Origin of the sequence: Butyrivibrio sp. LB2008 (assembly GCF_000621565.1) — a bacterium.
In the GTDB taxonomy this organism is placed as follows: domain Bacteria; phylum Bacillota; class Clostridia; order Lachnospirales; family Lachnospiraceae; genus Butyrivibrio.
Genome location: NZ_KK211306.1, coordinates 87,886 through 106,306 on the forward strand (window position 1 = coordinate 87,886; position 18,421 = coordinate 106,306).

Sequence of the window (18,421 nt, forward strand, 5' to 3'; positions counted from 1 at the left end):
ATTTTCGCCTAGATTCCCTGTTGGTATCTTGATTTCCTGCATTTCCAACAGGGCATTTTCGCCTAGATTCCCTGTTGGTATCTTGATTTTCCGCATTCCCAACAGGGAATTTTCACTTTTTCAACCTGTTGTTATTCCGCTTTCTTTCATTCCCAACAGGTCCTCTACTCTTTTCTCCCCTGTTGATATTCCAACTCCCCTCATTTCCAACAGGTCCTCTGCTCTTTTCTCCCCTGTTGGTATTCTAATTTCCTGCAATTCCAACAGGGCTTTTCCCACAAAGCCCCCAGAAATCCGTCGCCCTCGCAATCACAACTCCAGCAACATATATACAATTTCCTGATACCCGCTTACTCTTGAGTTAAAACCTCTGGGATTGCGGCCGTATTCCACAAAGCCCATCTTCTTGTACAGAGACACTGCCCTCTCATTCTCCGCAACTACATTTAGTTCAAGCTGCGTGTAACCTGCATCTTTAGCACATTCTATGCAAGCTTCCATAAGTGCCTTGCCAATCCCAAGTCCCCAGTACTCCTTCAAGATAGCGATTCCAAGCTCTGCACGGTGCTTTAACTTGTACTTTGCTCCAACCGCTTCAATTCCTGCTGTTCCTGCAACCACGCCGTCTACCACTGCAACTATCTCAATCTCATTTGGACTCTCCGTTTTCTCCTTAAGGAACTCCGCCTCCTGCTGCGCATCAAAACTATTTTCATCAGGATAGGACAAAAGATAATCCGTCTCCGCGTGTGTCTCATTAAAATTCACAAAAACAGCCTCTCCGTCTGCAAATTCGCCGTTTCTAAGAAGTGCCTCTCTTCCGTTCTTTAAATTAATAATCTTGTTGTATTTCATTTCTATTCTGTCCTCCAAAATTCTGTGCGGTGCTTATTTACTCCCCCGCACCATACATATCTTCCACGACATTCCTGTACGGTGCATATTAGCTTTTCTGCACCGTACATATCTTATGCCGCTCCTCTGTGCGGTGCTCTTTCACTTTTCTGCACCGCACGCATCATACGCCGCTCCTCTGTGCGGTGCTTATTCACTTCCCCGCACCGTACATATCTTCCACGACATTCCTATACGGTGCATATTAGCTTCCCTGCACCGTACATATCTTATGCCGCTCCTCTGTGCGGTGCTCTTTCACTTTTCTGCACCGCACGCGTCATACGCTGCTCCTCTGTACGGTGCTTATTCACTTCCCCGCACCGTACATATCTTCCACGAATTATATATATGTTTCATCCAAATATTCCGTGTTCATTTAGTTTCCTCAAGTCCCTCTCTTGTAAGTAAATACGTCTTCGTGCACACTTCCTCAATATACTTCCTATCATGCGATATGCTAATCACCGCACCGGGAAAAGAAGCTATCATCTTCCTGATAACAGGTCCCGAAAGTGGCGAGAAGTTACGCGTTGGCTCATCCAAAACAAGCACATTCGCATCGGAAAGACTCATCTTAAGAAGCAACACTTTCGCCTTCTGCCCGCCCGAAAGCTCACGAATCGGATGTTCCATCTCATCTGCGGTATATTTAAGCGAACCAAGATAAGTCCTTATGCGCGTGCGAACCTCCTTATCTCCCGTATCATCCAAAAACTCCACAGGCGTCATATCAAGATCAAGCAACTCCTCGTAGTTCTGCGGCATATACTGAACCCGTAGGTCTCCTCTTGCAAGAAGCTCATCCGCGATTAGCCTAAGAAGCGTAGTTTTCCCGGCTCCATTCGTTCCAACAATGCATACCTTCTCAGGTCCTCTTACCCTCAGAAAAATAGCTTTTGCCAAAACCTTTGAACCATCAGGTGCCACCAGCTCATCAAGTGAAAACTCAATAACCGTCTTGCCTGCCGGCATCTTCGAATTTTCTTTTCCCAGTTTAAAAAAGATTGCTTCCTCCTGCTCAGGCCGCTCTGCCATGTTCGCATCCTGCTTCTCAAAGCGCCTTTCCATCGACTTCACAGCACGCATCTTATCCTTGAGCATCTTGCCGACTCCCGGCTCCTGCCTCGAAACATTTGAAAGCGCACGCTCAACCTTATCATGAATCCTGTTGTACCTCTCGTCGCGAAGCTTCTTTTCCTTGCGGTCGTTAAGCGCAAGCTGCTCCTGCCTCTCAAAAGCCTCCGCTCTATGCGCGATGTAATGCCTGTAGTTATCCTTCACGACCACGTAGCGGCTCTTGGTCTTACGCATAATCTGCTCAATATGGATTATCACGTTGGCGGTATTCTCAATAAGCGTCTCGTCATGCGAGATGAAAAGAACTATGTGCTTCCACCCATTTATCAGCCTCTCAAGAAGTTCAAGCGTACTTATGTCAATATCATTTGACGGCTCATCAAGAAGCAGCACCGTCGGCTCGTCTATCAGGATACGCATCAGCTGCGCCTTTACTTTTTCGCCACCTGAAAGGCTCCCCATCTTTTGATCTGCGTAAAAGAAATCCTTAGAAACCCGGAATTCATTCGCCATCTCCGAGAGTTCTTTCGGTGTCCGGTCAAAAAAGCTCCTTGCTTCAGAAAAGTATTCATAAAGTGTTTTTTCTTTTGCACATTCGGGAAGTTCCTGCGGAAGATAGCCAAGAACTTCGCTTCCGAGAATCCTCTCTCCTTCGCACTCCGCGTACTCTTCTGCAATCTCCGGATCGTAGATCCATCTCATCAGCGTTGACTTCCCGTTGCCCTCCTCGCCGATTATCACAGCCTTATCGCCGTCGTTTAGAGTCAAATTGAATTTATCAAGAATGACGCGTAAATCCTTGCGGTGCGTTATAGTTAAGTTTTTTACGTTAAGCATATTTTTCCTCCGAAGTACGATGATGAGTACAACAAACATCTTCAAAGAGTCGCTTGCGACTCTTTGCGCGCCGATGTGCGCAAGCTTTAGCTTGCATATTCCACTGCACATCGGTCGCATCCTCACGGCTCATTTGTTTTGAGTTTTTACTCAAAACAAATGAGCCTAGTTTGCATACGCAAAATAGACTCACACAAATAGACCCACATTACATATAGGCTAAACATGCATGATAATCCAGATTAAGCGTACACAAAACAGCCGCCGTAAGCAGCCTCATCATCACTGATAGTGTTCACCTAAACTAATTATCTTATGTACATATCCTCACCTAAACGCTACGCGTTCTTTCTTTTTTTATACTATTACATGCTAACATCGATAAGCCCGCCGTGCAAGCGGTTTTTTAAGTCTTCAGCCACAATTCTTCCGAAGGCTCAAGGCTTTTTTCCAAACTATCGGATTCCTTAAATATTTTCCGTAAGCTTCCCCTTTGCCAAAACAGCCAGATGCTGCGTTGCTCTGGATACAGCCGTATACAGGCAGTGCTTTCCGAGTTCATCCGAAGGATACGCTTCCGCATCAGCATCAGCCAGAATCACATTATCAAATTCAAGTCCCTTCGCAAGTGCAAGCTCTATAAGAAATACACCTTTCTTTGGCAAACTGTCGCTTTCGGAAATAAGCTGCGGTGCTTTATCGCCAAGCGCACCGGCAATCTTTTCAAGACTGTAACCGCTTCTGCAAATAACCGCAGTAAGGCCGTCTTTCTTTTCAAACTCATTTATAAGAGCCTTGAGCTCTTCATAGTACTCTCTGTCAGAATCGCAGCTCTTTACAACAATCCCTTCTCCCGAGCGCTTTACCGATGAGACCATCATTTTCTTTTCCTGCGGAAGGAGCGAAGCGAACATTTCTGTTATCTCCGGTGAACTTCTGTAGCTTGTCATAAGCGGAAGCTCCACGAATTCTTTTCCTGCCGCTTCTGACATCTCTTTTATCCGGTCAAAAGAAATCGTGCCTTTTCTAATTGCCTGGAACTCATCTCCAAGCAGCATAAAACGCGCGTTGGGGAAAAATTTACTAAATACCATGAGCTGCGCCTCAGTGTAATCCTGCACTTCGTCGATCATGACATAACGCACATTTCTATCACACTTACCTGTAAGCTCCATCTTAGTATAGATCCACTCCGCAGCAGTGATATACTCGCTTCCGAGAATACGCTGCGCAACATGCTTGATGTTGACGAAATTACAACGCCTGATAAAGCTAAGCGCTCCGCCAAAGTCATTTTCAATGCGGTTTTCCTCAGCAGAATCAGATCCTGCCGCACTCTCCGAATCCTCGTTAAAAATATCTTTGGTCCTTAGAATGTTTTTGGCCCGCTCTTCAAGTTCATCCGCAACCGTCTGGATTAGACGAACCCCCATCGGGAATTTGGAAAATCTTTTTACCACATCAAACACATCGCTCTTTGACATCACAGTCTTGCCGTTGTGGGTAATATTGTAGAAATCATCCTCTTCGGGACTCAGCGTAAGCAAAGCATCATGGATCTTCTGCAAACTTCCGTCACCTGTGCCGTCATATTCGTTATCCGCAAAAGGAACGCCCACTTTCTTAAGAAACTCATGCCAAGTCAAAGTCGGCGGATTGGTCTCTCCAAGATCCGGAAGGACATTGTCGATATAATCGCGGAATACTGGATTAAGGGTTAAAAGACATACATGCTCGGGGCGAAGTGTCTTTCTCTTCTGGTAAAAAAGATATGCTATCCTTTGCAAAAGAACCGAAGTCTTACCGCTACCTGCAATACCGTTCACCAAAAGAACCTGCACATCGGGATATCTGATAACTGTATTTTGTTCTTTCTGAATTGTTGCCGTAATAGCCTGCATCTTGTCAGATCTGGTCTGCGAAAGAGATTTAAGGAGCATCGGATCCTCAATCGCAATCTGTGTATCAAAAAATGAAACAAGCTTGTCCTTATTTATTTCAAACTGACGACGAAGCCTTAAGTCAACAGGAATAGTCCTGTCCTCAACCTTGTAACTTGTGTGCCCGTTCTCCTGATTGTAGTAAACTTCGGCAATCGGAGATCTCCAGTCTACAACCATCTGGTCATAGCCGTTTTCTGAAATTGCAGCTCGTCCGATGTAGTAGCTTTCAGGCACACTCTCGCCTTCGAACACGAGCTCAATCTTTGCAAAATAAGGCGACTCCAGAAGTTTATTGACTGTCTCGAGTCTTTTGCCCAAAGAATTGCTCTCAACATTGTAGGTATCGATGTAACGGTTCCATACCTCAATCTCAGCGAGGGTCTCCATCGTAGTCTCTATATCTGCGTAATCGAAACGGATGTTGTCGCGAATATCATTTTTATCTTCAACTGCTTTATCATTCAGGGCAGCAATCTGCTCCTCAAGATTTTTCTTGATGTCCAGCAATTTATTATAGGTCTTTGTCAGATGGGCCTGTTCATTCTCAAATAATTCATTTCCCATATAATTCTCCATACATGCATCGCATGCACATTTCTTCTTTCGTTTATTCTGCATATAAATTGTAATGAAATCCGCCTCACTTGTACAGCGGTATTTCGTTACGCCCGGTCGCAAAGGGAGACATTCGGAAATTAGCTGTGTACGTCTGCGCGGTGATTTTCATAAATTTACAAAAACAGGAAATGCCTCTTTTCACGTTGTTCAGAGAAGTCGGCATTTCCTGTTTTTGTAAATTTTGAAAATCATCCTGCTCGTCCGAAGACAGCGAATTTCCGAATGTCTCCCTTTGTGGCCGGGCTGTTTGTGAAATACTGCTGACAGGAATGAGGAGTTGCTTTGCAACTCTTTGCGTGCCGGTGTGCGCAAGATTTAGCTTGCTTGATTTTTCCTTTCCTTATTTCCTACTCAATTCAGTAACCAGATTTTTATATCGCTCGGTTTTATTGCGAATATCTTCTTCTGACACGCCATAATACTTATATATATCTTTAGAAATCCTGCCAAACTCCTTCATATACTTTCTGCTTCCCTGCGCTCCGCCTCCAAGATAACCATAATTCTTCTCAATCAGAATATGCATAGAGTCATCGGTATTTTTCTCACTTTTGACATACTTATGGAAATCTATATCAAATACTTCCCGCGAAATCGAATCGGCGATTTCCTTTTCTTTTTTTATCTTCGCATCCAGTCTGGCAATGATTTCTTCTACATTCTCTGTTACATCAAAATCAAATTTCTCATCATATCCTTGAACCAGATCAGGTCTATAACGGATGTAGGGCCATCTGCTCCGCCTATTACTTCAAATCTTTCATTTCCTTTTGTGTTGTTCATTTTCCTCCTACTTGCCGTAAAACAAGAAACATATAAAAATGTCTTCCTTATAGCACTACTCCCTGATAGTCCTCATCAATTCTTCTTTGTATCTTTCAACAAAGTCTTCAAATTGCTTCATTGTTGAAACAAATCGAATTCCTTCATCGTAACCAAAAACTTTTCCTAATGTCCTACTTGCTGTGTTTATCCATATTTCTATCTCAACGACCTTATCTTCCGGCACCGCTTCTATTCTTATCTCGAAATTAGATTCAATATTACAAAAGAGCTTTCTAGATTTTTCGCCTGTAGTATCAGTATCAATAAGTGCCTGCAAGCAATTCAGAAGTTCTTTTGCCTCAAATAAATTGAGCATAAAACCGGCGTCATCCCCGATTGTAATATTGATAGTCTCAGAACAAATGCTTAATTCTGCACTTAGCCAAGACTCATATTCATTTTTGGCTTTCTCGGAAATATTGCCCAAAGCTATGCAAAAGCTCACATTTCCGTCAACATTAGTTATACTTGCCATGATTATTCCTATTTTTGAGCATTTGACTCAAGCCATTTCTCATACTCTTCGCCATCATCTGTTTTTGAATTGTACTTCTGCAGGTCTTTTGCATCGGGGAACTGTTTCATAAATTCAAGATATAGTGCGTAATTTCTTGTAAAAAACAAGATCAAAGTACAATCCCACGCCACAAGCTCAAACTCAGCCAAGGGATGCTGCATTGACAGCTGCGGGAGCCAAAAGCCCTTATAGCCGTCAGCATATGGTTTTGGATAGCTACGCACATCTTTTTCTTCAACGTCCTGTCTAAATCCCGACACAACAGCCCATATCCATTGAAAATCATCTTCATCAACAATCTGTGTAAGTTCCTGCCCGCTTATCCACACGCTTCTATCAGGATTGTTGAGTCTATCGTATACATCATCATTTTGGGCGCAGGCTTCAATATCAGTGATAAACAGATTGTAGCCATTTTGGAAATCTCCCATTGCTGAAAAAATTTCTTTAAAAAAGGCATAGCGTCTGTTCCCGCCTTCGAGAATTGCGCCCCATACCTGTTTTCCATCATATTCATTCATATCACGATGTACTTCTTTTCTATAATCCGATTCTTTTTCTGTAATCCGCCTTAAGTTTTTCACTCTCAAAAGCAACTTTTTCAAATTCATCTCTTGCCTTCTCGCTTTGTCCCATGCGGTTTTCAAGACATATTTTTACCAATCTGTTCTTTTGCATCGAGCGTTATCGGCTCCGCGCTTTTATCCGTTTCATGAGCCATTTCACGTACATATTCACTCCGGCTTCCGTCCCAGAAGCACTTCACACAACGACCATTTTCAAAGACATGATCGCAGTTTTCATATCCATATAGAATCGATGCACATTCAGGGCACAAAGACTGCATCTTCGAAGCTGAAGCATAGAATTTGCTTCCGCATTCATCGCAAGTTTTAATCTCTTTTTGCAACTCGAATTTGCTCTCGTCAAAGGACATATCTTTCTACCCTTATTCTTTCCACTTCCCAATGACCGGATCTTCTCCGTTATCATCAATAAACTCATCATCAGATTTTCTGATCAAAGCAGTTCCTGCCGGCTTGTCTATATAGCTCATCAATGTTGGATCCACATCGGCAATATGCCACACCGGATACAGGCCAAGATTCTCGATAGCATTGCTGTATTCTTCGTCTTCATTTCCTGCCCAAAAGCTCCAGCCACTGTCCTCTTCGTCTCTGGGTTCCTCGCGCTTCATATAGCCGACACGGTAACCATCCTCTGTTATTCTCTTTGAAACAACTGCAAGCTTACCCATCAAAGCCTTGCGCCTTATCATTTCTTCATAAAAACGTTCATTGCTTTTAAATTCCGCAATTTCAGCTTCCGTAGGAATCTCATCGGTCTCAATGCTTCCGATGGCCTTATCCCATATCAGCTTGTCATCGGCATTTTTCCTAAGTACAACTGCAAGGCTTAGCAGTTCTTCTTTCGTTACATCAATGTAAGTCTTGATTTCTTTTGCTATATGGCTCCCCTGCTCATCATAGATATAAAGCAGAACACCGCCATCGTCATAAATAGTAGCCTTCGCCGCTCCCATATTGGCCTCATCGTTGTAAAAAGCCATAAATACAGGCAGTTTCTCGTTGACGTACCATTCAAATTCAGTTCCGTTTTTTCCATTCATCAAAAATACAGTGCCGTCATCTTCCAGCTCGTCAAAAGACAGATTCGGTAAGACCTCTGCAATATTTTTATGAATGATACTTTCTATTTCTTTTAATACTCTATGCATATAACTCTTTCTATAAACGCAATCCACTACCTGCTCTGCGCTGTAATCCCTCTACAATTCATAATCCCCTTTTCAGTACTTATCAATCCCATCGCACTTACCTTATATAAATATCTTCGCCACGCAGCTCACTTCCTGTACATCGCAAGCTCAATACTGTCCATATACTGGCAAAGCGAATGATTGAACTTCTCGTAGTCGACATCCATAAATTCATCCGTAAACTGCGCAACGCTCACATCAACAGCCTTCAGCTGGTTATAGAACGTGATCATTATCGGAACCCCAATAATCTCCGAATGTCCACGAATAACCATATTCATATTTTCGGGAATATTCAAAATATCTTCTTTGCTGTCAATTCCCACGGGCGAATCCGCCACAAGAATTTCCACATGTTTATAACAATCGTACCCAGCATAAACACCTTTTTTAATGTGTTCCCAGCCAACCTTATAAGTAAGCTCCCATCTGGAAAGTGTCCATCCGCTTCCATCCTTAACTCCGATTAGATGCATAATCTACCTCCTTCTCATAGATTAATGGTCCATTCAGCACCCACGAGAACGCCTTCGCAGTCCTTATGTCCGCATCCTTGAAGTGGTTTCCTTCATTCCATTCAAGCACGCTCTCTACGCCCTGCTTCCGCAACAGGTCAAAAGAAATTTCAATACAATCCGCAACAGTCGCCATTACGGGATTTCTGGTCTTTGCCTCACGATTTCCAAGACTCAGATACACTCTGTCCGCATTGATCTTGCCAGCTCTCATATGCTCGATAAATCCCGGAAACCATATCGACGGCGAAGCTGCTGCCACTCCGGTAAAAAGATCTGTCTGATAAGCCGCCCACAGTGCAAATAAGCCTGCAAGTGAGTATCCGCCGATGTAGTATTTCTTTTTCTCACAAGCGGGTCCTGCAACATCTTTTCCACCTGTCAGCAGTAAAAACTCTTTATCCTTCTCTGACAGTACTTCATCATCCGCACCCTCAGACAGCACATTGTCACTTCTAAGCTCCTCCAACAATTCCTTTAGCGTCTCACCCGCGCCGCCTCCAAAATCCTCTTTTCCAAACACCGCAGATGCCTGCCAGGGCGACAGTTCCAGATTCCAATCATCAACCTTATAGGCAAGCAAAAAGAAATCATCTCCGACACTATCTCTTATATGCGCAATTTCTTTTTCCATACCCGAAACTTCATGATCCCCGATCAGCTGAACAAGTACATTTGCAGAATCGGGATTCCCGTATTCATAACGCTTCATCCGATAAGCCTCCTATTGCTATCGTCGATCCATTTTATGACAGCAACACTAAGTTATCTCTTTACTGCACTTACTCTATTAGGATTTAATACAGGAAAATCAGGATCGGCTTCATTTTCAAGCAATAAATCCACTAGCGCATCCGCTCCGTTTTCCATCTTGTACTCCAACTCTTCCTGATAAATCGGGAGCAATAGGTAAAAATTAACCACCTTTCCCGTTGACATTGTAAGTCTCATCGGATCGCCCTTTGTCGAAACAGCATTTACAAGCATAATGTTGTTAAGCCCTGTATTCTCCGCGTATGGTTTTCCTTCTATATCAGCTTGTACAGTATGTCCGTATCCGAGCCATGTATTTGAATTGATGGGTAATCTGGCGATATCCTTAAGTGCACGAGTTGGCCAATAATCTTTTTCATCGCCCGAATCAATGTTCCAATCTTTTGGTAAAAGAATGACATATTCCGCATATTCAAGCTTATAATCCTTAAGCTCCGAAGGAACGTTCATCTTATATGCCCCTGCTCCCATAGTAACAAGTTTTAAATACGGATCTTCTTCTGTTGCCGGTAACATCGCAATATCAAGATGAATATCCGGCGAAATAATTTCATGAAAAACCTTATCAAAAGATCCGAGCGTTTTTTCAATATGCGCCTCTAATTCTTCAATTTCTTTTTCTTTATACAAATAAAGCGGATAAGGATCTTCTCCGCCGCTTTTCTTCTTAAACTTATCAAATATCCCCATACTCTTTCCTCTTTTTTCTATAAAACTACCGCACAAAAAGAGCTAAAAAAGCTTTTTTGATCTGCGCTTCTCTCTATATTTTACCACGCACAGTCCTTTTTCAACAAAATCCGCGTCTTTTCGCTTCCTCGATCAGCTTTGGCTGAATAAGCGGATACGTCAGTTCTTGTGGCAACAATCACCCCACTCCCTGAGTCAATTTCTTCTCCATCACCACAACACTCGAATTCTTGTCGCCCCACGTAAGTACATCGCTTCGTTTAGCTTCAAATCCCTGCTTTTCCCAGAACGGAATCACATTTGGCTCATAGTCATCAACAACATCTATACGGATTTTCACAGCTCCGGCTGAGAGCATATTTTCCTCAAAAAGCCTGTATATTGCTTTCCCTTTCCCACAACTCTGCGCCGCTACATCAAGCATCAGCATAGACAGATAGACATATCCATCATCTTGAAGCATGTAATCGATAACGCCAATCCCGCTCCCATTCTCAATTATAAGATTCGAGCAAAATCCATGTTCTTCCATATCTTGTATCTCATGGACAATAAATTTCTCCGAAACTTGTTCCTTTCCAAGATGATGAATCAAAAATTCCTTGTTTGAATTATATATGTTAGCTACGACCTCAATATCCGCCGCATCTGCTTTCAATCTTTTAAAAGAAATCATGTCATATTTACCAATACGAGTTTTTCCAATTATAGCCAATAACAAAGAGTCGCTCGCGACTCTTTGCGCGCCGATGCGCAAGCTTTAGCTTGCATAATTCATCTGCGCATCGTTCGCATCCATAGCGGAGCGTTTTTATATCATAGGAAAGCAATTCCCTATGATATAAAAAACACCTAGACAGTGTGCTGATACGTTGACAACTTAATAAATTACTTGTGAAATAGTTGATCAAAAGTCAGCACACTACCTCAATACCCGCGCACCTTATCAACCACATGCTTAAGCGGCCTGCCTTCAGCGTAATTGACCAGATTTTCACAGAACATTTCAACATTTTTATCCAGCGTATAGTCCAGTGTCAAATTGCCCGCCACATGCGGAGTTATGATAAGGTTCTTAGTAGTCCAAAGAGGACTCTCCTCCGGAAGCGGCTCGTTTACAAACACATCCAGCGCCGCCCCCGCAAGCTTTTCGTTCTCAAGATTCTCTATAAGTGCACTTTCATCAATTGCCGATCCGCGTCCGACATTCACAATATATGCGCCTTGAGGCAGAATATCCATTCTTTCTTTGGATAGCACGCCTTCTGTCTCCGTAGTCCCCGGAAGACACATAACCAACAATTCGGTCTCACGGAGCACTTCATTAAACTCATCAATTCTGTAAATCTTGTCAAAAGAACTTTCGCTGCATTTTCCGCTCCTGCACACGCCCACAGTGCTCTTAGGCTCAAACGCTTTCGCTCTTCTTGCAAAAGAACTACCTATATCACCGGTACCAAGCACTGTAATCCTACAGTCTTTAAGCGATTTCTGAGGCAGAGGTTTCCCCCATTCACACGAAATAGACTTTCTGAAAAAGACATGCATCTGTCTCATCAACATAAGACTCAACATGACTATATGTTCTGCAATACTGACTCCATATGCCCCTGCAGAATTAGTAATGATGCATTCCTCATTTGCAAATACACCCGGTTTTAAAAGAAAATCAACCCCCGCAGAGGGCGCGCAAAACCACTTAATATGCTTGCTCTTTCCGATTGTTTTTAATCCGGGCCCATAAAAGATTTCTGCATCCTCGAATTCCTCCGGAATGCTGTCTTCAGATTCTATAAAACATACATCAGCACCTACTTGCTCTGCCGTTTCTTTAATCAAATTCTTGTGTTGAGATTTTAATGCATTGTTATAAACAATTACTTTCATCTAACCATCCCCATCCTTGTATATCAATTACAAACTTTTTATCCGTAAAAGCCATTTCGCATTCTCTTATTTCTACGTGTACAAAATCTATTTATGGATTCTATGTCCGTATTATCACTCCTAAATCCACTTACCTCTACGTGTACAGATCAATTCTAAGGTTTTAATGTCCGTAAAGTCACTTCTACATTAGCTCATTTCTACGTGTACAGATCCATTTCTCAGATTCTATGCCCGTAAAGCCATTACCACATTCACTCATTTCTGCGTGCATAAATCTTTTTCTAGGATTCTATACCCGTAATACCATTCTCTATTCGATGCAAGAAGTCAGCCTTGCACAATAAAAGACAGCGTCTTTGCAATCTCAGACTCTGTGCAGCCAATCTGCTGTGCCGCATGTTCAACAGTATCTATAGACTCCGCATGCTCTGTAAGCCTGTCTCCAAAACCTTTTTCTTCAAGAAATTCTTTTACCCTTGTATTTAGCATATCTAAGCTCCTCCGATCACTTTTTTCACTTTGGATTACCTGGGATTTCCTGATGTTTCTCTTCCCTCGTCTTCGGGAGAATATTCACTCCAAATTCCCTTTGAAAACCCAAAACTGTAAATTGAAAATCTTTCAAGTGTAGATCCATTCTTCAGATCATATGCATTTAAATCTTTTTTCAAATAATCCTTTTGAACCGTCTCCGCTTCATCATTCGCTATATTAGGATATGATAATAATACATAAATAATCCGCTTATTATCATTGTCGATAAGTGCATATTCATAAACACTACTATACCCGTCCGATGCAACATATGCAGGAAACTTATAGCTTTCAGTATCATATATGATAATTCCTATATGATAATCACTATCCTCATGCTTTGATTCGAACACCGTGCAAGATATTTCTGACAAACGTTCGACTTCTTTTTTGAACTCATCATCTTCATATGTGGCTGAAAGAAATATATATCCATCCGTATCAAACATTCCTGTTTTAAGAGCCGATTCATATTCTACAGAAACAGCATTTTGGCCATCATTTGGAAAAATAAATAATCCTGTATCAAGATCAGATCCGTATTCTTCAAGCAAATACTCTTTATCATAGTTATCGATTCCCGACTTCTTATCATAGGGCTGGCTAGCCTCAAAAAAAGCAAGTCCGATAACAAGCGCATTTATCACAATAAACTTTACGCTTATCGCAATCAGCATAATAACTATTACTCGCACAACCGTTGCAAAATGTTTTTTCTCGGCAAGTTTTTCCAATATTCCATTGGCATAAAGCGTTGTTATGGCAAATGCCACCAATCCCAAAAAAGATAATACAACCGCCCCAAACCTGAATATATTAGGCTCATATTCAATGCACTGAAACACAACTGCCAGAGTCAGAAACATTGTTCCTATCAGGCTGATTATCCTTACCCATTTGAAAAGACTGCCTTTCTCCGTTCCGGCGTAGTCCGCCATTTTGTCGGCAACTTCTTTTATTTCTTCATTCATCCCGCTTTTCCTTTCGCCATCAATTATTTCTCGCACATCCACATCGTAATAATCAGCAATAGCGGACAAAAGAGAAATATCCGGCATATTAGATCCTGTCTCCCAACGTGAAACGCTCCTAGAAGACACACCAAGGAGCTGCGCAAGTTCTTCCTGGGTAATCCCTTTTTCTTTTCTCAAGTCTTTTAAAAATAAGCCTATCTTCTTCTGATCCATGGGATACCTCCTTCCCTTGCATGATAATTTAATCCAAAGCAGCATTAACACGACACAAAGCGGGAATTGCCGTATTTACTGCATTAGACAGTAGTGTCTATAGTTCTTTTTCAAATAAATGTCTCCCTAAAACGTGATCATTTCACACGCTTTCCGTGTATTTCACAATCAAGAGTGTAAGAGCCGTCATCAGAAACCATTACGTTTTTCCAAGTAAAACTGTTGTCAGTAATATCAGAAAAAATCCAATAGGTATTCTCTTCATCCAGAACCTTTCCAACAAGTTCATTGCCTTTCTTATCAAAACGCAGTCTCTTCATACAGTGATCGCATGTATATACAACATCATAGCAATTCTCAAAATGATTAAACATGCGCAAAGAAGAGCCGTATTCACCGTCCGGCTGAGGCGCTTTTTCTTTGGTATCACGCGACGGAAATATAAAAACATCCTGTATTCCCGCACCTTCAAGCACTCTTCTAAAGAGCCACTCGCCCTTTACATATCTTTTTTGACCATTAAATTCATCATAATAATCGCAGTCCCAATCTCCAATAAGCGGTGCAAACCAATCGTATTCATCAGGGATTTTATCAGTTTTGGGAGACAATAGTGCATCTATAAAGTTATCCATTTTTTACCTTCCTTCTATATATGACATCATGCTTATAACCCCATCCTCGCTTACCGGTAGCATATAACGCTCACAGTCTGGTCATACTCCTTACCGTCTTCAAGCTTAAACGGATGTTGTTTTGCCACGCCGCCAAACCAGTTGTATGGCTGGTCATTTTCTGTTTTGCCGTTACATATCTCAACTGCGCCTCGCCTCATGCACCTTAATAGCGATATGTCGTCAAAACCTGTCGCGTGCCCGTGGAGTATCACATCCGCCTCTTTTTCAAGGAACATGATCTTATCAATGGCCTTTACGTATTCATTCATCTCAGGGCACCCGTCCAGTTGCATCCATAAATGATGGTTAACGGAATCACCTGTGAAAAGAATCCTGTCCTCCTTTAGAAGCAGCAGAATTCCGCCGGGAGTATGCCCCGGAAGATCATATACTTCAAGTGTTTTCCCGCCAAGATCTATCACATCGCCGCCCTTGATCGGCTTAAGAGGCGGAACAGAAAAGCCTTTCTCATTGCATATTTTCACAAATTCAGGCTCATAAAAAAAAGACGATGCCATTTCAAAATCCTTGGGATTCATGTATACCTCATCAAAGTACACATTTCCAAAGATATGATCCGGATGGCCATGCGTATTTACAACAACGATCGGCTTGTCTGTAATTTCCCTGACAACCTTGTGCAGGTCATTATAACCATTCATCGTATCTATCACGCAGACTCTTTCATCGCCTACAACTATGTACCCCGTCGCTTCGTGCGCCTCATCCAAAAGATATAGAAAAGGCTTTAACTGTTTGATAAACAATTCTTTTTCCATACAAAGCTCCTCCCGAAACATCAGCTCACGTTTATACTCCGCTTGGTACTTTTTTAATCCGTATATCATTATCACAATTACTATAATGAATATGCCACAATCCCCACCACTGCCGACAAACAGATAAGCATGATAGGATTCAGGCCTTTTTTCAAAACCTTCCTTGAGCCAAAATATATAAGCGCGATAACACAGGTTAATACTATTGTGAGAAAATCTGCCTTAGCCCCTAATAATAGTCCGCAGTTTTTTACGAGCATAAGTGCACCCGTCACTAAGATAATCCCGATAATGCATGGCTTTACCCCACTAAGAACCGCTTTTACATATCTGTTCCGAAGGAACTTATCCATAACCACCATGATCAGCAGAATGATAAAAAAAGCCGGTAACACAACCGCTGTGGTAGCAATAGCCGCGCCTATAAGTCCTCCTTTTTCACTTCCCACATATGTTGCCATATTAACCATAATCGGCCCCGGAGTGCTTTCGCTTATAGCAATCATGTATGTCAGCATTTCTTCATCCATCCAGCCATGTGCCGTAACCACATCCCTGATAAGCGGAATCGCAGCGTACGCTCCACCAAAAGAAAAGAATCCAACTTCCAAAAAGCCTATGAGCAAATCAAGATATATCATTTCTCCACCTGCTCCTTTTCTGTATTTTTTATCATAAATACCATCAGTCCAATAACTGCAGCCGCGAGCATCAATACCATCGAAGAAATATTAAGTGAAAAAATATTGATCACTATCATTGAGATCACCGCAAAGCAGACCATTGAAATCTGCATCGGAGCTCTTTTCATCTTTTTGAGCATCTTTATAGCAGCATCTATAATAAGAATTCCAACAGCTATCTTGATTCCCTTAAATGCATTTGCAACCTGGGTTATCTCAAGAAAATGATTCAGGAATCTTGAGATCAGATAGATAATTATAAATGAAGGGAGCACCATCCCAAGCGTTGCCGCAATTGCTCCCGATAATTTACCTTTCTTGTATCCGACAAAAGTTGCACAGTTGATTGCTATGGGCCCCGGTGTAGACTCCGCGATCACTGCAATCGTCATCATCTCATCATGTGTTATCCACTTTTTATTCTCCACGCAAATATTCTCTATGAGTGAGATCATCGCATAGCCTCCACCAAAGGTAAACATTCCTATTTTGGCAAAGGTAAAAAATAATTCTAATAATACAGACACTTTAACGCCCCCAAGTTATCACAAAGTCATTCTCATCGAAGCTACGCCATCAGCACAATCTACTTCTTCAAACCCCATGCGCTTATAAAGCCCGTATCCAATACTCATCACTTCCGGCTTGGTAGTGAACTTCACTTCTTTAAAACCAAGTTTTCTGCTCCTGTCCAGCATCTCATTCATAAGAATTCTTGCATAGCCTTTTCCTCGATAATCAGGCTTGATATAAAGCCTTTTCGCCTCACAGGTATCATTATCAACATGCTTGATTGCGATAGTCGCTATTGGATTTTCATTTTCAAATCCAATCAAAAGAGCTCCACCTTTATAATACGTATCAAGATCAGCAAGCTCTTTATCCAATGATACAAAGCAGCTCTCAGCGCCTTTTATCTCAGAATATTCCCTGATCAGCTTTTTTGCTACTTCGTAGTCCTCACAATCCTTTATTTCAAACATTTAATTGCCTCTCCTTTTATAATGTATTTTGTCATATATATTTTGTATCCGGCTTATCATGTTCATCAAACTCACGCCTTAGCGTAATATTGTGTTGTTTTGCCATTCCATGTATTCGGACGTAATAAGCACCGGCCTGCTGTCATGTTTCCGTCGCCCTGATAACTTGTATGTTCATAGTACCCTTTCCGGACTCAACTTAAATACAGCGGGAATTTATAAAGTTGCATTTCCCGCTGCCATAATCAAGACAAAAGCTTGCTTTTCAACAGCGGATTTTATAAAACCGTTTATTTCGCTGTCATAATTAAAAAAATGCTTCTTTTTTGGCGGCGAAAATCATACATTCACTGGTTTCCGCCGCTTTATCTCCACTTCTATTTTCCGTAAAGCAAAACTTTAAACGTAAAACTTTAAATTCGCATTTCTTTTTTAATCATGACCTCTTGAATCCGACAACTTATTTTACTCACTTCTTACAAATAGTATTTGCTAAAATAATAGTTGCGATAGATTTCAGTTAAGATATCATGCATTCTTGAACATAAAGTTCAAGAATGCATCAACCAAGCCAATTTGAATCGACTTCGTCGATAAGGCTTGGTTGACTCCTGAATCACGTTCTCACGAAATCCGCAGCAAGTGCGGATTTCTGTAATTTCAGTTAAGATATCATACATTCTTGAACATAAAGTTCAAGAATGCATCAACCAAGCCAATTTGAATCGACTTTGTCGATGAGGCTTGGTTGACTCTTGAATCACTTTCTCACGAAATCCGCAGCAAGTGCGGATTTCTGTAATTTCAGTTAAGATATCATACTATTATATACCCTTCAGACGCCAAAACGTCCAACGCTCGCTCAAAGTTTTCTTCTTTCACAAGAATATAATCCGTGTTATATGTCGACACAGCGAAGATTCCGATTTTATGCTCTGCGAGTATGCCGGACAGCTTTGACATAATGCCAATCAATGAAAAATCAAGAACCCCCTGAATACGAAAGCCTCTCCAGCCATCATCACGCTCGAGCGTGTTTTGTGGCGCATCCTCCGTTCTGCACACCAATGACAACTCTTCATCAGTCTTACCGATAAAGTAGAAAGGGGCATCAATGTTAATATTGGATGACTCTGCCACTTTGCAAACAGTAAGTTTATGCTCAATTCTTTTCAATTCCATATGTAATCGTTTCCTCCATAAACTTAAAATCAT

The 18,421-nt window shown here is 41.7% G+C and carries 22 protein-coding genes; all 22 read right to left on the minus strand.

Annotated elements, in window-relative coordinates:
* Window positions 1-120: 120 nt before the first annotated feature.
* Window positions 121-279: a hypothetical protein gene (locus T356_RS0112880; protein ID WP_155839037.1), complete on the minus strand. Its 159-nt coding sequence runs from the start codon at window positions 277-279 to the stop codon at window positions 121-123.
* Window positions 280-309: 30 nt separating this feature from the next.
* On the minus strand, window positions 310-855 hold the full coding sequence (locus tag T356_RS0112885; protein ID WP_026514838.1) for a GNAT family N-acetyltransferase: 546 nt from the start codon (window positions 853-855) through the stop codon (window positions 310-312).
* Window positions 856-1,269: 414 nt separating this feature from the next.
* Window positions 1,270-2,811 (minus strand): ATP-binding cassette domain-containing protein, encoded by a 1,542-nt coding sequence (locus T356_RS0112890; protein ID WP_026514839.1) that lies wholly within the window; start codon window positions 2,809-2,811, stop codon window positions 1,270-1,272.
* 467 nt (window positions 2,812-3,278) lie between these two features.
* Complete coding sequence (locus T356_RS0112895; RefSeq protein ID WP_197020915.1) at window positions 3,279-5,318, minus strand: HelD family protein; 2,040 nt, start codon at window positions 5,316-5,318, stop codon at window positions 3,279-3,281.
* Window positions 5,319-5,712: 394 nt separating this feature from the next.
* The gene (locus T356_RS20505; protein WP_026514841.1) at window positions 5,713-5,898 is read right to left on the minus strand and encodes a hypothetical protein; all 186 of its coding nucleotides are present in this window, start codon (window positions 5,896-5,898) and stop codon (window positions 5,713-5,715) included.
* 312 nt (window positions 5,899-6,210) lie between these two features.
* Window positions 6,211-6,672 (minus strand): WapI family immunity protein, encoded by a 462-nt coding sequence (locus T356_RS0112910; RefSeq protein ID WP_026514842.1) that lies wholly within the window; start codon window positions 6,670-6,672, stop codon window positions 6,211-6,213.
* 8 nt (window positions 6,673-6,680) lie between these two features.
* On the minus strand, window positions 6,681-7,325 hold the full coding sequence (locus T356_RS0112915) for a hypothetical protein (RefSeq protein ID WP_197020916.1): 645 nt from the start codon (window positions 7,323-7,325) through the stop codon (window positions 6,681-6,683).
* Between the two features lie 32 nt (window positions 7,326-7,357).
* Window positions 7,358-7,651 carry a hypothetical protein gene (locus T356_RS19435; protein WP_197020917.1) on the minus strand — a complete coding sequence of 98 codons (294 nt, stop codon included), beginning with the start codon at window positions 7,649-7,651 and terminating at the stop codon, window positions 7,358-7,360.
* Between the two features lie 12 nt (window positions 7,652-7,663).
* Entirely contained in the window at window positions 7,664-8,452 is a 789-nt protein-coding gene (locus tag T356_RS20510; RefSeq protein WP_051563431.1) for a DUF2185 domain-containing protein, read from the minus strand.
* Window positions 8,453-8,580: 128 nt separating this feature from the next.
* Window positions 8,581-8,970 (minus strand): hypothetical protein, encoded by a 390-nt coding sequence (locus T356_RS0112935; protein WP_026514844.1) that lies wholly within the window; start codon window positions 8,968-8,970, stop codon window positions 8,581-8,583.
* Window positions 8,951-9,721 carry a hypothetical protein gene (locus T356_RS19445; RefSeq protein WP_051563432.1) on the minus strand — a complete coding sequence of 257 codons (771 nt, stop codon included), beginning with the start codon at window positions 9,719-9,721 and terminating at the stop codon, window positions 8,951-8,953. Before T356_RS19445 ends, T356_RS0112935 begins: the two co-directional genes overlap by 20 nt.
* Window positions 9,722-9,774: 53 nt before the next feature.
* Window positions 9,775-10,473 (minus strand): suppressor of fused domain protein, encoded by a 699-nt coding sequence (locus T356_RS0112945; protein ID WP_026514845.1) that lies wholly within the window; start codon window positions 10,471-10,473, stop codon window positions 9,775-9,777.
* A 178-nt stretch (window positions 10,474-10,651) separates the two neighbouring features.
* Window positions 10,652-11,149, minus strand: a complete 498-nt coding sequence (locus tag T356_RS19450; protein ID WP_051563433.1) for a GNAT family N-acetyltransferase — start codon at window positions 11,147-11,149, stop codon at window positions 10,652-10,654.
* Window positions 11,150-11,400: 251 nt separating this feature from the next.
* Window positions 11,401-12,360: a D-2-hydroxyacid dehydrogenase gene (locus tag T356_RS0112955; RefSeq protein ID WP_026514846.1), complete on the minus strand. Its 960-nt coding sequence runs from the start codon at window positions 12,358-12,360 to the stop codon at window positions 11,401-11,403.
* Between the two features lie 330 nt (window positions 12,361-12,690).
* A complete protein-coding gene (locus tag T356_RS20890) occupies window positions 12,691-12,852 on the minus strand; it encodes a hypothetical protein (protein ID WP_242846613.1) in 162 nt (53 codons plus the stop codon).
* A gap of 35 nt (window positions 12,853-12,887) precedes the next feature.
* Window positions 12,888-14,084, minus strand: coding sequence for a helix-turn-helix domain-containing protein (locus T356_RS20895; RefSeq protein WP_081777853.1), 1,197 nt, complete (start codon window positions 14,082-14,084; stop codon window positions 12,888-12,890).
* A gap of 137 nt (window positions 14,085-14,221) precedes the next feature.
* A complete protein-coding gene (locus tag T356_RS0112970) occupies window positions 14,222-14,719 on the minus strand; it encodes a hypothetical protein (protein ID WP_026514847.1) in 498 nt (165 codons plus the stop codon).
* Window positions 14,720-14,769: 50 nt separating this feature from the next.
* Complete coding sequence (locus tag T356_RS0112975; protein WP_026514848.1) at window positions 14,770-15,540, minus strand: MBL fold metallo-hydrolase; 771 nt, start codon at window positions 15,538-15,540, stop codon at window positions 14,770-14,772.
* Between the two features lie 80 nt (window positions 15,541-15,620).
* Window positions 15,621-16,181 carry a chromate transporter gene (locus tag T356_RS0112980; RefSeq protein ID WP_026514849.1) on the minus strand — a complete coding sequence of 187 codons (561 nt, stop codon included), beginning with the start codon at window positions 16,179-16,181 and terminating at the stop codon, window positions 15,621-15,623.
* Window positions 16,178-16,750: a chromate transporter gene (locus T356_RS0112985; RefSeq protein ID WP_026514850.1), complete on the minus strand. Its 573-nt coding sequence runs from the start codon at window positions 16,748-16,750 to the stop codon at window positions 16,178-16,180. Before T356_RS0112985 ends, T356_RS0112980 begins: the two co-directional genes overlap by 4 nt.
* An 18-nt stretch (window positions 16,751-16,768) precedes the next feature.
* On the minus strand, window positions 16,769-17,206 hold the full coding sequence (locus tag T356_RS0112990) for a GNAT family N-acetyltransferase (RefSeq protein WP_026514851.1): 438 nt from the start codon (window positions 17,204-17,206) through the stop codon (window positions 16,769-16,771).
* Window positions 17,207-18,022: 816 nt separating this feature from the next.
* Window positions 18,023-18,388 carry an ACT domain-containing protein gene (locus tag T356_RS0112995; protein ID WP_026514852.1) on the minus strand — a complete coding sequence of 122 codons (366 nt, stop codon included), beginning with the start codon at window positions 18,386-18,388 and terminating at the stop codon, window positions 18,023-18,025.
* Between the last annotated feature and the right edge of the window lie 33 nt (window positions 18,389-18,421).

What these genes read in the sequence shown, in the direction of transcription:
- T356_RS0112895 (WP_197020915.1), bottom strand. Translation starts at nt 5,318, where the DNA reads ATGGGAAATGAATTATTTGAGAATGAACAGGCCCATCTGACAAAGACC.
- T356_RS0112910 (WP_026514842.1), bottom strand. Translation starts at nt 6,672, where the DNA reads ATGGCAAGTATAACTAATGTTGACGGAAATGTGAGCTTTTGCATAGCT.
- T356_RS19435 (WP_197020917.1), bottom strand. Translation starts at nt 7,651, where the DNA reads ATGTCCTTTGACGAGAGCAAATTCGAGTTGCAAAAAGAGATTAAAACT.
- T356_RS0112890 (WP_026514839.1), bottom strand. Translation starts at nt 2,811, where the DNA reads ATGCTTAACGTAAAAAACTTAACTATAACGCACCGCAAGGATTTACGC.
- T356_RS0112995 (WP_026514852.1), bottom strand. Translation starts at nt 18,388, where the DNA reads ATGGAATTGAAAAGAATTGAGCATAAACTTACTGTTTGCAAAGTGGCA.
- T356_RS0112935 (WP_026514844.1), bottom strand. Translation starts at nt 8,970, where the DNA reads ATGCATCTAATCGGAGTTAAGGATGGAAGCGGATGGACACTTTCCAGA.
- T356_RS20510 (WP_051563431.1), bottom strand. Translation starts at nt 8,452, where the DNA reads ATGCATAGAGTATTAAAAGAAATAGAAAGTATCATTCATAAAAATATT.
- T356_RS19450 (WP_051563433.1), bottom strand. Translation starts at nt 11,149, where the DNA reads ATGATTTCTTTTAAAAGATTGAAAGCAGATGCGGCGGATATTGAGGTC.
- T356_RS0112955 (WP_026514846.1), bottom strand. Translation starts at nt 12,360, where the DNA reads ATGAAAGTAATTGTTTATAACAATGCATTAAAATCTCAACACAAGAAT.
- T356_RS0112990 (WP_026514851.1), bottom strand. Translation starts at nt 17,206, where the DNA reads ATGTTTGAAATAAAGGATTGTGAGGACTACGAAGTAGCAAAAAAGCTG.
- T356_RS0112980 (WP_026514849.1), bottom strand. Translation starts at nt 16,181, where the DNA reads ATGATATATCTTGATTTGCTCATAGGCTTTTTGGAAGTTGGATTCTTT.
- T356_RS19445 (WP_051563432.1), bottom strand. Translation starts at nt 9,721, where the DNA reads ATGAAGCGTTATGAATACGGGAATCCCGATTCTGCAAATGTACTTGTT.
- T356_RS20890 (WP_242846613.1), bottom strand. Translation starts at nt 12,852, where the DNA reads ATGCTAAATACAAGGGTAAAAGAATTTCTTGAAGAAAAAGGTTTTGGA.
- T356_RS0112945 (WP_026514845.1), bottom strand. Translation starts at nt 10,473, where the DNA reads ATGGGGATATTTGATAAGTTTAAGAAGAAAAGCGGCGGAGAAGATCCT.
- T356_RS0112885 (WP_026514838.1), bottom strand. Translation starts at nt 855, where the DNA reads ATGAAATACAACAAGATTATTAATTTAAAGAACGGAAGAGAGGCACTT.
- T356_RS0112915 (WP_197020916.1), bottom strand. Translation starts at nt 7,325, where the DNA reads ATGAATTTGAAAAAGTTGCTTTTGAGAGTGAAAAACTTAAGGCGGATT.
- T356_RS20895 (WP_081777853.1), bottom strand. Translation starts at nt 14,084, where the DNA reads ATGGATCAGAAGAAGATAGGCTTATTTTTAAAAGACTTGAGAAAAGAA.
- T356_RS20505 (WP_026514841.1), bottom strand. Translation starts at nt 5,898, where the DNA reads ATGCATATTCTGATTGAGAAGAATTATGGTTATCTTGGAGGCGGAGCG.
- T356_RS0112970 (WP_026514847.1), bottom strand. Translation starts at nt 14,719, where the DNA reads ATGGATAACTTTATAGATGCACTATTGTCTCCCAAAACTGATAAAATC.
- T356_RS0112975 (WP_026514848.1), bottom strand. Translation starts at nt 15,540, where the DNA reads ATGGAAAAAGAATTGTTTATCAAACAGTTAAAGCCTTTTCTATATCTT.